This window comes from Aurantimonas sp. A2-1-M11 (assembly GCF_036549475.1).
Classification (GTDB): Bacteria; Pseudomonadota; Alphaproteobacteria; order Rhizobiales; family Rhizobiaceae; genus Aurantimonas.
Genome location: NZ_JAZHLI010000024.1, coordinates 53127 through 64980, shown reverse-complemented (window position 1 = coordinate 64980; position 11854 = coordinate 53127). Strand labels below are relative to the sequence as shown.

Here is an 11854-nt window from a genome sequence, read left to right as displayed (position 1 = left end):
CTTCAGACGCCGGAGGGTGGCCGGTTATTGATCGGAATGCTGGCCGGCTTCATCCCGGAATGGTGGCCGACTTCAAATCGGAATACCCGGCCGGTTTGAATCGGAATCCGCAGGTCGCCGGTGAGTTCGCCGATCTCGCCAAGTCGCTGCGTTCTCGGGGCCATCAGCCGGAGACGGTGGCGCACTTCATCAACCGGCTCGTGTTCTGCATGTTCGCCGAGGACGTGAAGCTCCTTCCGGCGCGATGTTCACGCGGATGTCCCCGGCTTTCCTGACCGCATTGTCCCGGTTAGCCCCGAGGCCGCGAAGGTTCTACAGAAGCGGACGCTGACGAACCTCTACAACGAGCGTCCCGCTTGGCTGGATCATGCCCACCGGACATTGGATGAAGTTGTGGCTGCGGCCTATGGGTGGCCTGCTGATCTATCCGACGACGACATCCTCGCTCGCCTCTTCGCGCTCAATCAGGAACGGGCAGTCGCTTAGGGCTCAGGCTACACATCCGGTCAACGGGACTGCTCTCGGGGACTTAGGGGGCGTCCGACCACCGGCTGCAGGACACGATCAAGATAGACCTCTTCGGAATGGCGAAGGCTCACGCTCTCGTCCGAGCCGAGATAGGAGATCGAGTGTTTCTCGGCTTCCTTAACCCAAATGGCCAACACACTGCCGTCCAAAGCATTCCGAAGGCGGGACATATCGTTCGCTTCGTTCGGACGCCCCGGTGCGCTCTCGCTCTCCACGTCGAGCCAGCCCAATGGGCGGGACCATCGCGCCGCTAGCGAACCCTTGGTCTCGCCGACACGGATGACACGTCCGTCTTCGAGCGCCATCACATAGACTATGTCTTTCGTGTTGCGCCCCTCATCGGTGAAGTCGATGCCGCGAACGCCGTTCTTCGTGATCTCTGCGGTCGCTCCCAGCAGGAAGGTCTCTGGCAGTTCACTGGGTCGGCTTGGAGCATTCGTTTCGGACATCGTTCCCCCTCAGTTTGTCCATGTGGCTAACGTCTTCCTCGCTGACGCTTCGTCGTTCTTGATACGGTAGACCGTCTGCCGCGTGACACCAACCGTTCTGGCTACTTCGGCGATACCGATCCCCTTGCCGACGAGATCGACGACCTCCTCAAGTTGCCGGCTATCGTAGCTCGGCTTGCGGCCTCGGTACGCCCCGTTCTTGGCGTCCTTTGCAGCGTCTATGCCGGCCCTCTGAGCGTCCTTCGTGCCCTCGGCTTGTGCCTGTGCCATCGCGGCCATGAACGCGATCTGTGCGCCCCTTATGGCCTCCTGCATGGGGTCCTGGGTTGCCCCGTCGAAGACCATTCCGTTGATGATCGTTCGCACGACAACGCCGCGCCGAATGAACTCTCGGATCGTATCCGTCACGTCGGCATAGTTGCGTCCGAGCCGGTCGATCCATCGGACAACCAGTGTGTCGCCCTCGTTAAGGAGATCGAAGAGCCGGCGCCCTTGAGGGCGGTCCCTCAGTTTCACCGAAACGCCCGACACACCATCGTCCGCAATGACCATGTCGAAGACGTATCCGGCCTTCTCAGCCTGGGTTTGCTGGTGGCTCAGTGTCTGCTCGGCGGTCGAGACGCGGGCGTAGAAGATGGTGCGCATGGCTACTCTCACTGGTGTCCGTATGGATTGCGTCCGTAGAGATAGCCGTCCGTAGGGCGAGGGTCAACCCGAGCGGACACATCTAGACGTGGGTTTCCGATGTCCACTGGGGTATACCCCTGCGGACACTGGATTGACATTGACCCGAGAAGGCGGGCCGATGCTCCTTCAATCCCTCCACAAGGCCGGAGCCAAAATGACACGGTTCAGTCAGTTGTACCTTCGCGGAAACGTGTCTCTGAGTGACAGCGCCCGGTTTAGACGACGCTACCTGACCGTTTTGACGAACACGTTGAGTGGTCCGATACGCGACCGTTTAGCAGGAGATCTCATACCCGGACGACTTGGTGTTCGAATTGCAGGCGGATACGGGTGGGACTGGTCCTCGTTCGTTTTAAGAGGCGAGGTGCGCGACCTTTTGGATACGGTTACTCTCGTCCACGAGGCGCTGAGAGATGACCAGAGACAACGAAACTGGGTTCGCTCCATTGAAACCATCTTCGACGAGGAGGAGCTACAGTACCGGGTGGACAACGACGGAATTGTTCACTTCGCTGTTGATGAAGCGCACGAGGTTGTTCGTCAGTCGACGATCCGCGCCCTTCAAGATCGCCGCTTTGAAGGTGTCGTTGTAGCGTTTCAACGGGCGAACGATGCGTTGCTTGATCCGCAAAGCGGCCCACGCCCGTTGCGAGAGACTTTTGAGGCTGCCGAGATCCTCTTCAAACTCATGTTCTCTCGCGCACCTAGGTTGGGTGCCAAGGAGATCCGCGACCACCTCGAGCCGCTTGTGGCGCAGGCATATGGGAATGATCCGGTGGCGCAGCGGTCGGCGCAGCGGCTCGTAGCTAGCTTCAGAGAGTGGGTGGAAGCCGCCCATCATTATCGCCACGGGCAACCGCAGGAGGCCCCTGTCGGCATGCCCGCGGAGTTACAGATCCTCGCCATGAATGAGGGCGCAGCATTTATCCGCTGGCTCGCCGGTTTGGCGCAGTTGGATGGCGGCTCCGAAGGCTGACAGCGTAACAGTCGAGGAGGGGCAACCGACATCAGCGGGTGTGGCATACTCGGGCTCGATATTCTGATCTAGATCACCCGAGGATCGTCGAAGAGGTCTCGATTGATCGCGAAGCCTCCAATAAGTTCTGAAGCCCCCCCGACGGGGGTATTCGACGCGCGGGTCCCATACATTGAATGGGCGCTCGGAAATTTGCACTAAACATTCCGACCCGAGGGGCAGCATGTCTGCTGAAGAGACCACGCGTCCTCACCCGCTACCAGACCAGTTATTATCCAGTCTTTCCGCGGGTACGCTTCTTGGGTACGTTCCTGGGTACGCAGGACTTCTGCGCCCACGAATAACTCGTTGAAAATTAACAGGGATTGGGCGCGATGGTGGAGTTGGTGGAGCTGAGCGGGATCGAACCGCTGACCTCGTCATTGCGAACGACGCGCTCTCCCAACTGAGCTACAGCCCCGTCCACCATTTCGAGCGGCATTTAGTGCCGCGGCCGCGGCCCTGTCAACGCCCCCTTGCGCGGGGCGCCGGCGCGGCAACGACGGCGCTGGTAGGACGCCCGGTGACCCGGCTCGGCTTGCGCATCGGCGGGACGATGGCTACATCCCGAACCATCATCGCAAAGGGCCCGATTTGATGCTTGCAGTCACCTATGTTCTCTACCAGGCGCTCAATCTGTACTGGTGGATCGTGATCGCTTCGGCCGTGCTGTCGTGGCTCTACGCGTTCAACATCGTCAATCCCGGCAATCCCTTCGTCGATTCCGTCGGCCGCTTCCTGTGGCAGATGACCGAGCCGGTCTATCGCCGCATCCGGCGCTTCCTGCCAGATCTGGGCGGCATCGACCTGTCGCCGCTGATCGTCCTGTTCGCCATCATGTTCCTGCAGTATCTGATCGCGGTCTACATCAACCCGGCGATCTACAGCGCCGGCATCTGAGCCATCGCCGCGCAGCCCTGCGAACCGGACGCGGCGCCGGCACGCTTCTGGCGCCGTGACGGCGACGGCGCCGTGCTGGTCGACGTGCGGCTGACGCCGAAATCGGCCGCCGACCGGGTCGAGGGTCGCGGCACGGACGCGGCCGGCAGGATGTGGCTGAAGGCCCGTGTCCGCGCAGTGCCGGAGGACGGCAAGGCCAATGCGGCGCTTCTCAGGCTCGTGGCGAAGACCCTTGGCGTGCCCCGGTCGGCCGTGACCATCGTGTCCGGCCAGACTGCGCGGATGAAGACCCTGCGCGGCGTGGGAGAGCCGAAGCGCCTGGATTTGGCGCTCGACGCGCTCTGAACCCGATGGCGGACACCAAAACGCCGCCCGAAATCATTCGAAGGCGGCGTGGCATCCGTTTACGTGGGCAGAGAAAACCTCCGCCCGAACGCGGCGTTACTCGCCGCGGCAGTTACAGTCAGACGCGGCCGAAGCGGACAGCCTGGGTGATCTGCGACCGGCCGACGCCGATGTCGGCGAGCTCGCGGTCGTCCATCATTTCCAGCTGGCGGATCTGGTTGCGATGATTGCGATAGGTGTTGAGGCGGGTAGTGATGCGGCGAAACATGGGACCTGATTCCAGGGTTTGGGGTTTTCGATAGCCCTCACATAAGAGATCGCTCTGCACAAAAGGAGTGCGTTTTGCTGCACGTCTCGTGTGCATTCTGCGCATGACGCAGTCATCCGGATGTTAAGGTCTGCTCCGATAAGCTCAGGCCTCGTGCGCCCTGCGCCGGACGCAGAAAGGGCGCGGCAGTTGTCCGCCACGCCCTTTCGTCAGATGCCCGCTCTAACTTGGCCGGGTACAGCTCAGCCCTTGGCGGCGCCGGCGCGCTCGATGGCGGCGGTGATCAGCGACCGCGCCTTGGCGCTGTCGCCCCAGTCGCCGATCTTGACCCACTTGCCGGGCTCCAGATCCTTGTAGTGCTCGAAGAAATGCGCGATCTGCAACAGGGTGATCTCCGGCAGATCGCTGTATTCGTTGACGTTCTCGAAGCGCCGGGTGATTTGCGGCGACGGCACGGCGATGATCTTCTCGTCCTCGCCGCTGTTGTCTTCCATGACCAGCACGCCGATCGGGCGGCAATTGATCACGCAACCGGGAAACAGCGGGCGGGTGTTGCAGATCAGTACGTCGATCGGATCGCCATCGTCGGACAGGGTGTGCGGCACGAAGCCGTAATTGCCCGGATAGGTCATCGGCGTGTAGAGGAAACGGTCGACGACCAGGCAGCCGGCTTCCTTGTCCATCTCGTATTTGATCGGATGGCCGCCCAGCGGCACTTCGATGATGACGTTGATGTCTTCCGGCGGGTTGTTGCCGCGGGCGATCGCGTCGATGCGCATGGGTCTTCCTTCCAGATGTGGCCTGTCGATCCGAACGGGCGGCCCGCCTGCGCTTCCCGGAGGAGGCGCATGCGACCCGTGCCGACCTATGATCGCGCGTTGCAGGTGCGGTTTCCGCAGACGCTCTAGCCGCTCCGGGGATGCGGTGCAACAAAGCCTGTGAAGGTGCCGGAGCGGTCCGTCGGCCGGCCGCCGGTCAGGTCCAGACGAACGCGACCTTGGCGACCTCGCGGGTCTCGAAGCGCTCGCTGCCTTGGGCGATGTCGCGGCCGCCGAGACGGCCATAGAATTCGATCGCCCGGTGGTTTTCCGCCAGTGCCCAGACCACGAGGCCCTTCAGCCCGCGCTCCTGCAGCAGGTCGACGGCGGACTTGAACAGGCGCTTGCCGAAGCCGAGCCCCTGATATTCCGGCTGGAGATAAAGCTCGTAGATCTCGCCCTCGGCCTGGAACGCCCTGGTGCGGTTGCGGCCGAGCGTGGCGTAGCCCACCGGCGCGCCGGCAAATTCCACGACGAGGATCGCTGCGCCGCTGCGGATCGCGCCGCTCCACCAGCCGGCGTCGCGCCGGCCGATCATCTTCTCCAGGCAGCGATGCGGGATGAGACCGCCATAAGCGCCGCGCCAGGACGCGTCGTGGACGGCCGACAACTCGGGGGCATCACGCGGTTCGGCCAGGCGGATTTCGGCGGCAAGCGTCTTCATGGAAGCTTAACCATACACCACATGGAACGATCCGTCTCGGCTCGCCGGGACGTCCGGCGATTCGCGGGCAACTGTAGTGGTCTCGGAGTCCGACAGGGGCGCCGTGACGCGCTATCCCCCGGTTTTTACCGGCTGGATGGATCGACCGCGGGCTATTTGCGGGCCAGGACGCCCTGCGCCAACGCCCGCTGGATGCCGGCAATGTCGGCGCGGCGCGACAGCGGCCGGGTGATCGGCGGCTGTCCGGAGACCCACAGCGTCATTTCCGAATCCGCGTCGAAGCTGCCGGCCGTCTCGATCGCGAACATGGTGATCGACCGATAGGGCAGCGACTGGATGTGCCGCTTGCGGCCGGTCATGCCCTGCTTGTCCACCATGATCAGGCGCAGGTCGGTGAAGACCAGCAGGTCGCGCACGACCTGGAAGGCGAGTTCCACCGGCTCGTCGGGCAGGAGGATCGGCGCGAGATCGGCCTCCACCGCTTCCACGTCGGCATCGCTGGATAGGCCCATCAGGCCGGAAAGAAGTCCCATGGCATCCATGTCCTCGTGATTGGGTTGGCGGCAATGTCGGGCAGCGGCCCGAACCTGTCCACCCGCCATCTGGCCCGGGCCCGCCCGTCAGAATTTCTTATCCTTGGTTCAGAATTTGAAACTTTGCCTAACCGGCGCTGCCGATTACAGTACCCCGACCACAAGCGGGCGGATTGCGTCCGCGCGGCCGCGCATCTGGGAGGATCGCATGAAGCACGGCATCCGGCATCTCTACATTCCGGGCCCCACCAACGTGCCGGAACGCGTCCGGCGGGCCATGAACGTGACCATGGAGGACCAGCGCGCACCCGATTTTCCGGAGCTGTCGCTGCCGCTCTTCGAAGACCTGAAGCGCGTCTTCCGGATGCGTGAGGGCCGGGTCTTCATGTACCCCTCGTCCGGCACCGGCGCCTGGGAGGCGGCGATCCAGAACACCCTCGCCCGTGGCGACAAGGTGCTGATGTCGCGCTTCGGCCAGTTCTCGCATCTGTGGGTCGACATGGCCCAGCGCCTGGGGCTCGACGTCCATGCCATCGACGTGGAATGGGGCGCCGGCGTGCCGCTCGACGACTACGAGCAGGCCATCGCGGCCGACAGGGCGCATGCGATCCGCGCCGTCTTCGTGACCCACAACGAAACCGCGACGGGCGTAACCTCGGACGTCGCCGGCGTCCGGCGACTGCTCGATGCCCACCAGCACCCGGCCCTGATCTTCGTCGACGGCGTCTCGTCGATCGGCTCGATCGATTTCCGGCAGGACGAATGGGGCGTCGATCTCGCCGTCGCCGGTTCGCAGAAGGGGTTCATGCTGCCGGCCGGCCTGTCCTTCCTGGCCGTCTCCGACAAGGCACTGGCGGCGGCCCGGGACAACCGGCCGAAGATGGAGCGCACCTATTTCGCCTTCGCCGACATGATCACCCACAACGACAACGGCTTCTTCCCCTACACGCCGCCGACGCAGTTCTTCCACGGGCTGCGGGCGGCGCTGGACATGCTGTTCGAGGAAGGCCTCGACAACGTCTTCGCCCGCCATCACCGGCTGGCCGAAGGCGTGCGGCGCGGCGTCGCCGCCTGGGGCCTGAAGCTGCAGGCCGTGGCGCTGCAATGGCATTCCGACACGGTGTCGGCGATCCGCGTGCCCGACGGCGTCGACGCCAACCGGGTCATCCGCACCGCCTATGACCGCTACGACACGTCCCTGGGCGGCGGACTGGGGCAGCTCTCCGGCAAGGTGTTCCGCATCGGCCATCTGGGCGACCTGAACGCGCCGATGTGCCTGACGGCGCTCGGCGTCGCCGAGATGGCACTGGCCGATGCCGGCGCCCGCATCGAGCTCGGCGCGGGCGTTGCCGCCGCGCAGGCCTGGTACCGGGATCAGACCTCCGAGGACAGCGCCATCACGCGGCACGCCGCGGAATAGGGCACCGCGCGGCCGACAGGACGCACGATCTCAAGACACCGACGGCATCGGTCCGCCCCAACGAAAAAAGGCCGCGCATCCCGATGGAATGCGCGGCCCTTTCTGTCTGGCCCGAAGCCGGTGGCGGATCAGGCCGCCTTGCGGCTCTTGTCGAAGCGCTTGCGCTCGTTGGAATCGAGATAGATCTTGCGCAGCCGGATGGTCTTCGGCGTCACTTCGACCAGCTCGTCGTCCTGGATCCAGGACAGCGCCCGGTCGAGCGTCATGCGGATCGGCGGGGTCAGCTTGATCGCCTCGTCCTTGCCCGACGCGCGCATGTTGGTCAGCTTCTTGCCCTTCAGGACGTTCACTTCCAGGTCGTTCTCGCGGGTGTGGATGCCGATGATCATGCCGGCATAGACCTTTACGCCGGCGTCGATGACCATCGGGCCGCGATCTTCCAGGTTGAACATGGCGAAGGCCACGCTCTCACCGGTGTCGTTGGAGATCAGGACGCCGGTGTTGCGGCCCGGAAGCTCACCCTTGAACGGCGCGTAGGAGTGGAACAGGCGGTTCATGATCGCCGTGCCGCGTGTGTCGGTCAGAAGCTCCGACTGGTAGCCGATGAGGCCGCGCGTCGGCGCATGGAAGACCAGGCGCTGGCGATCGCCGCCAGACGGGCGCAGCTCGATCATCTCGGCCTTGCGTTCGCTCATCTTCTGCACGACGACGCCGGAATGCTCCTCGTCGACGTCGATGACCACCTCTTCGATCGGCTCCAGAGTCTCGCCGTTCTCACCTTCCTTCATGACGACGCGCGGCCGCGAGATGCCGATCTCGAAGCCTTCGCGGCGCATGGTCTCGATCAGCACGGCCAGCTGCAGCTCGCCGCGGCCCGAGACGTAGAACGAATCCTTGTCGTCGGCTTCCTCGATCTTCAGCGCGACGTTGCCCTCGGCCTCCTTCAGGAGACGGTCACGGATGACGCGGCTGGTGACCTTGTCGCCCTCGGTGCCGGCCAGCGGCGAATCGTTGACGATGAAGGACATCGTCACCGTCGGCGGATCGATCGGCTGGGCGTGGAGCGGCTCGGTGACGGCCGGATCGCAGAAGGTGTCGGCGACGGTGCCCTTCGACAGGCCCGCGATGGCGACGATGTCACCGGCTTCGGCAAATTCCAGCGGCACGCGATCGAGGCCGCGGAAGGCAAGGATCTTGGAGATCCGGCCATTCTCGAGCAGCTTGCCGTCCCCATGCAGCACCTTGACCGCCTGGTTCGGCCGGATCGAGCCCGACTGGATGCGGCCGGTAATCAGGCGTCCCAGGAACGGGTTGGCTTCGAGGATGGTGCCGATCATCTTGAACGGCTCGTCCTTGCCGGCCGTGTCCGGCTCGGGGACATGCTTCAGGATCAGGTCGAACAGCGGGGTCAGGCCCTGGTCCTGCGGGCCTTCCGGCTCCTCGGCCATCCAGCCGCCGCGGCCCGAGCCATACAGGATCGGGAAGTCGAGCTGCTCCTCGGTGGCGTCCAGCGACACAAACAGGTCGAAGATCTCGTTCAGCACTTCCTGGTGGCGCTCGTCCGAGCGGTCGATCTTGTTGATCGCCACGATCGGCTTCAGGCCGACCTTCAGCGCCTTGCCGAGCACGAACTTGGTCTGCGGCATCGGGCCTTCCGACGCGTCGACCAGGATCACCGCGCCATCCACCATGTTCAGGATGCGCTCCACCTCCCCGCCGAAATCGGCGTGGCCCGGGGTGTCGACGATGTTGATGCGGGTATCCTTCCACTCCACCGAAGTGGCCTTGGCCAGGATCGTGATGCCGCGCTCCTTCTCCAGGTCGTTGGAGTCCATCGCGCGATCTTCGGTGCGCTGGTTTTCGCGGAACGAGCCCGACTGGGCCAGCAGCTTGTCGACGAGTGTGGTCTTGCCATGATCGACATGCGCGATGATCGCGATGTTGCGGAGCTTCATAAGTATCACCGGAAACGAGTTAAGGCCGTGGCGAGACCAGCAATGGTCCGTCCGGCGCGAATTCCACGCTCCCATACAGCAATTTGTGCAGGTGCGAAAGGTGGAGGCGCGTTTATCCGGCGCGACCAACACGCTGCAGCGATCTGCAGCGGTTCGACCACGACCGGATGAGCAACATATCTAGTCATTGCGAGGCCTCGCGACAACAGAGTTGGGCAAACAAGTGCTTCGCATCGCTTGACACAACGGAACAAACACCGAACTCTCATTGCGTTGACAGTCGATTCGCACAATTTGCGGAAGGATGACGCAATGAAAAGCGGCAGCGGTAAAACCTTTCGGGACGCCGGCTCCGGCCAGTTCGTGACGAAATCGCAGGCCACGAAGCATCCCAAGACCACGGTCAGTGAAACCCGGGGTGGCGGCTCAACCCACGGGGCGCATCGCAGCGCGATCACCGGCCGGTTCGTCGGGCCCGCGGTGGCGGGGCGCTGGCCCGACAGGACGATCCGGGACAGCTGACCATCCGCCGGGGGGTGGGCCCCAGGCGAGTTTTCGCCCGCCTGGGTCACGGTTCGCAGGTCGGCGCGACAGGAGAGCCTCAGCCCTGGCGGACCGGGTCGAGGGTCGTCGTCCACAGTTCCGCGTCGTCGGCATCCATCAGCCGGACGGTCATCTGCTCGCTGTCGCCGTCGATCTCGACGAGGCCGAAGAACTGCAGGCCCATGGAGGGCGGCAGGTTGGCGCCCTGCTCCTCGCTCGGCGCCTTCACGAAGCGCACTTCCGGCCCGAAGGTCATGTCGAGGTCGTTGGGGCCGAAGGTTCCGGCGTGGATCGGACCGGACACGAACTCCCAGAAGGGCTCGAAATCCTGGAAGGCGGCGCGATCCGGGCTGTAGTGATGGGCCGCGGTGTAGTGAACGTCGGCGGTGAGCCACACCGTGTTGGTGATGCCGGCCGACTTGATGAAGCGCAGCAGGCCGGCGAATTCCATCTCGCGGCCCTTCGGCGCGCCACCATCGCTGTTGGCGACCGCCTCGACGAACTTCGTCTCGCCGACGGTGTCCCAGACCACGAGGCCGATCGGCATGTCGGAGGCGATGACCTTCCACGTGGCGTTCGAATTCGCCAGTTCCCGCTTCAGCCAGGCGATCTGCCGGGCGCCCAGAATCTGCGTCGCCTCGGAGGCATTGTCCTGCATGCCCTCGGTATTGCCTCCGCGATAGGAACGCAGGTCGAGGAAGAACACGTCGAGCAGCGGGCCATAGGCGATCTTGCGATAGACCCGGCCCGGCTCTTCGGCGACGTAGCCGATGGGCGTCATCTCGTGGAAGGCGCGGGCGCTGCGGGCGGCCAGGAGCGCGACGTCCTTGACGGCATAGCGGTCGTCGGCGGTCAGGTCCTTCGTCGACGACCAGTTGTTGATGACCTCGTGGTCGTACCACTGGAAGAAGGTCGGGACCGCGGCGTTCATCGCCTTCACGTTCTCGTCCATGAGATTGTATTTCCACTGGCCGCGGAATTCGTCCAGCGTCTCGGCGACTTTCATCTTCTCGGGGATGACGACATTGTTCCAGACGCTGCCGTCGGGCAGGTCGACGCTCTCCTTCAGCGGACCGTCGGCATAGATCGTGTCGCCCGAATGCAGGAAGAAGTCCGGCGCATGACGCGCCATGGTGGCGTAGGCCTTCATGCCGCCGCGGCTCTCGTCGATGCCCCAGCCCTGCCCGACCGTGTCGCCGGACCAGGCGAACTTCACCGAGCGGCGCGAGGCCGGCGCTGTGCGGAAGCGTCCCACGATCGGCTCGGAGACGGCGTTGACGTCAGCCAGGTCGGTGGCGACGGCGCGCCAGAAGATCTCCTGGTCCGACGGCAGGCCGGCGATCAGCCGCTTGGCGGTGAAGTCCGATTCCGGCAGCGTCGTCAGGCTGTGCAGCTTGTGGACGTTGGAGAAGCTCTCGGTCGTCGCCCATTCGAAATCGAGGCGCGCCGGGCGGTCGGCCCGCGTCCACACCATGCCGGAGGTCGCGTCGACGTCGCCGGTCTGGACGCCGTGGGTGAAGGCTGGGCGGCTGGCCGCGCGGCTGATCGCCGGCATGGCGAGGCCGGAACCGGCGACGAGCGCAGCCGCTCCCGACGAGGCGAGGAAGCGGCGGCGCGACAGGGCAAAGCGTGACATCGATGGACCTCCAGTGGAAAGAGGCCCGCACGATCGTTCCTTTGCGTGGCACTGCGATTGCAGCCCTGCGAAACTTTCGAGTCATTCCAAATC

At 64.2% G+C, this 11854-nt stretch carries 14 protein-coding genes and 1 tRNA gene; 6 read left to right on the top strand and 9 right to left on the bottom strand.

Features of this window, described 5'->3' with window-relative positions:
• Window positions 1–275, top strand: a 275-nt coding sequence (locus VQ042_RS12910; protein ID WP_331819856.1) for a type IIL restriction-modification enzyme MmeI, incomplete at its 5' end; no start/stop codon positions are given.
• 231 nt (window positions 276–506) lie between these two features.
• On the opposite strand, the gene VQ042_RS12905 is transcribed toward VQ042_RS12910, so the two are convergent.
• Together VQ042_RS12905 and VQ042_RS12900 are read right to left on the bottom strand one after the other, a co-directional pair.
• On the bottom strand, window positions 507–977 hold the full coding sequence (locus VQ042_RS12905; RefSeq protein WP_331819854.1) for a hypothetical protein: 471 nt from the start codon (window positions 975–977) through the stop codon (window positions 507–509).
• Between the two features lie 9 nt (window positions 978–986).
• On the bottom strand, window positions 987–1622 hold the full coding sequence (locus VQ042_RS12900; protein WP_331819852.1) for a recombinase family protein: 636 nt from the start codon (window positions 1620–1622) through the stop codon (window positions 987–989).
• Between the two features lie 406 nt (window positions 1623–2028).
• Here VQ042_RS12900 and VQ042_RS12895 point away from each other — a divergent pair, with 406 nt between their 5' ends.
• Complete coding sequence (locus VQ042_RS12895; RefSeq protein WP_331819850.1) at window positions 2029–2640, top strand: hypothetical protein; 612 nt, start codon at window positions 2029–2031, stop codon at window positions 2638–2640.
• Between the two features lie 384 nt (window positions 2641–3024).
• On the opposite strand, the gene VQ042_RS12890 is transcribed toward VQ042_RS12895, so the two are convergent.
• A tRNA-Ala gene (locus VQ042_RS12890) sits at window positions 3025–3100 on the bottom strand.
• A gap of 176 nt (window positions 3101–3276) precedes the next feature.
• Between VQ042_RS12890 and VQ042_RS12885 the strand changes: the two genes are divergently transcribed.
• Window positions 3277–3579, top strand: a complete 303-nt coding sequence (locus VQ042_RS12885; protein ID WP_331819848.1) for a YggT family protein — start codon at window positions 3277–3279, stop codon at window positions 3577–3579.
• Window positions 3580–3651: 72 nt separating this feature from the next.
• Window positions 3652–3924 (top strand): DUF167 family protein, encoded by a 273-nt coding sequence (locus tag VQ042_RS12880; protein ID WP_331819846.1) that lies wholly within the window; start codon window positions 3652–3654, stop codon window positions 3922–3924.
• 118 nt (window positions 3925–4042) lie between these two features.
• Here the strand turns inward: VQ042_RS12880 and VQ042_RS12875 are convergent, their stop codons facing one another.
• From VQ042_RS12875 to VQ042_RS12860, 4 genes are all read right to left on the bottom strand, one after another.
• Window positions 4043–4192 (bottom strand): DUF1127 domain-containing protein, encoded by a 150-nt coding sequence (locus VQ042_RS12875; RefSeq protein ID WP_331819844.1) that lies wholly within the window; start codon window positions 4190–4192, stop codon window positions 4043–4045.
• 242 nt (window positions 4193–4434) lie between these two features.
• The gene (gene ppa, locus VQ042_RS12870) at window positions 4435–4971 is read right to left on the bottom strand and encodes an inorganic diphosphatase (RefSeq protein WP_331819842.1); all 537 of its coding nucleotides are present in this window, start codon (window positions 4969–4971) and stop codon (window positions 4435–4437) included.
• 196 nt (window positions 4972–5167) lie between these two features.
• A complete protein-coding gene (locus tag VQ042_RS12865; protein ID WP_331819840.1) occupies window positions 5168–5674 on the bottom strand; it encodes a GNAT family N-acetyltransferase in 507 nt (168 codons plus the stop codon).
• Window positions 5675–5826: 152 nt separating this feature from the next.
• On the bottom strand, window positions 5827–6207 hold the full coding sequence (locus VQ042_RS12860) for a PH domain-containing protein (RefSeq protein ID WP_331819838.1): 381 nt from the start codon (window positions 6205–6207) through the stop codon (window positions 5827–5829).
• A 208-nt stretch (window positions 6208–6415) separates the two neighbouring features.
• Between VQ042_RS12860 and VQ042_RS12855 the strand changes: the two genes are divergently transcribed.
• Window positions 6416–7627 carry an aminotransferase class V-fold PLP-dependent enzyme gene (locus VQ042_RS12855; protein WP_331819836.1) on the top strand — a complete coding sequence of 404 codons (1212 nt, stop codon included), beginning with the start codon at window positions 6416–6418 and terminating at the stop codon, window positions 7625–7627.
• A 128-nt stretch (window positions 7628–7755) separates the two neighbouring features.
• On the opposite strand, the gene typA is transcribed toward VQ042_RS12855, so the two are convergent.
• Complete coding sequence (gene typA / locus VQ042_RS12850) at window positions 7756–9582, bottom strand: translational GTPase TypA (RefSeq protein WP_331819835.1); 1827 nt, start codon at window positions 9580–9582, stop codon at window positions 7756–7758.
• A gap of 312 nt (window positions 9583–9894) precedes the next feature.
• Here typA and VQ042_RS12845 point away from each other — a divergent pair, with 312 nt between their 5' ends.
• A complete protein-coding gene (locus tag VQ042_RS12845; protein ID WP_331819833.1) occupies window positions 9895–10104 on the top strand; it encodes a hypothetical protein in 210 nt (69 codons plus the stop codon).
• Between the two features lie 79 nt (window positions 10105–10183).
• Here the strand turns inward: VQ042_RS12845 and VQ042_RS12840 are convergent, their stop codons facing one another.
• The gene (locus tag VQ042_RS12840; RefSeq protein WP_331819831.1) at window positions 10184–11761 is read right to left on the bottom strand and encodes an alkaline phosphatase D family protein; all 1578 of its coding nucleotides are present in this window, start codon (window positions 11759–11761) and stop codon (window positions 10184–10186) included.
• Window positions 11762–11854: the final 93 nt, after the last annotated feature.

Bases quoted from the DNA above. Each gene is read 5' to 3' on its own strand.
- VQ042_RS12900 (WP_331819852.1), bottom strand. From the start codon at position 1,622: ATGCGCACCATCTTCTACGCCCGCGTCTCGACCGCCGAGCAGACACTG.
- VQ042_RS12855 (WP_331819836.1), top strand. From the start codon at position 6,416: ATGAAGCACGGCATCCGGCATCTCTACATTCCGGGCCCCACCAACGTG.
- VQ042_RS12845 (WP_331819833.1), top strand. From the start codon at position 9,895: ATGAAAAGCGGCAGCGGTAAAACCTTTCGGGACGCCGGCTCCGGCCAG.
- VQ042_RS12905 (WP_331819854.1), bottom strand. From the start codon at position 977: ATGTCCGAAACGAATGCTCCAAGCCGACCCAGTGAACTGCCAGAGACC.
- VQ042_RS12875 (WP_331819844.1), bottom strand. From the start codon at position 4,192: ATGTTTCGCCGCATCACTACCCGCCTCAACACCTATCGCAATCATCGC.
- VQ042_RS12860 (WP_331819838.1), bottom strand. From the start codon at position 6,207: ATGGGACTTCTTTCCGGCCTGATGGGCCTATCCAGCGATGCCGACGTG.
- VQ042_RS12840 (WP_331819831.1), bottom strand. From the start codon at position 11,761: ATGTCACGCTTTGCCCTGTCGCGCCGCCGCTTCCTCGCCTCGTCGGGA.
- VQ042_RS12885 (WP_331819848.1), top strand. From the start codon at position 3,277: ATGCTTGCAGTCACCTATGTTCTCTACCAGGCGCTCAATCTGTACTGG.
- typA (WP_331819835.1), bottom strand. From the start codon at position 9,582: ATGAAGCTCCGCAACATCGCGATCATCGCGCATGTCGATCATGGCAAG.
- VQ042_RS12865 (WP_331819840.1), bottom strand. From the start codon at position 5,674: ATGAAGACGCTTGCCGCCGAAATCCGCCTGGCCGAACCGCGTGATGCC.
- ppa (WP_331819842.1), bottom strand. From the start codon at position 4,971: ATGCGCATCGACGCGATCGCCCGCGGCAACAACCCGCCGGAAGACATC.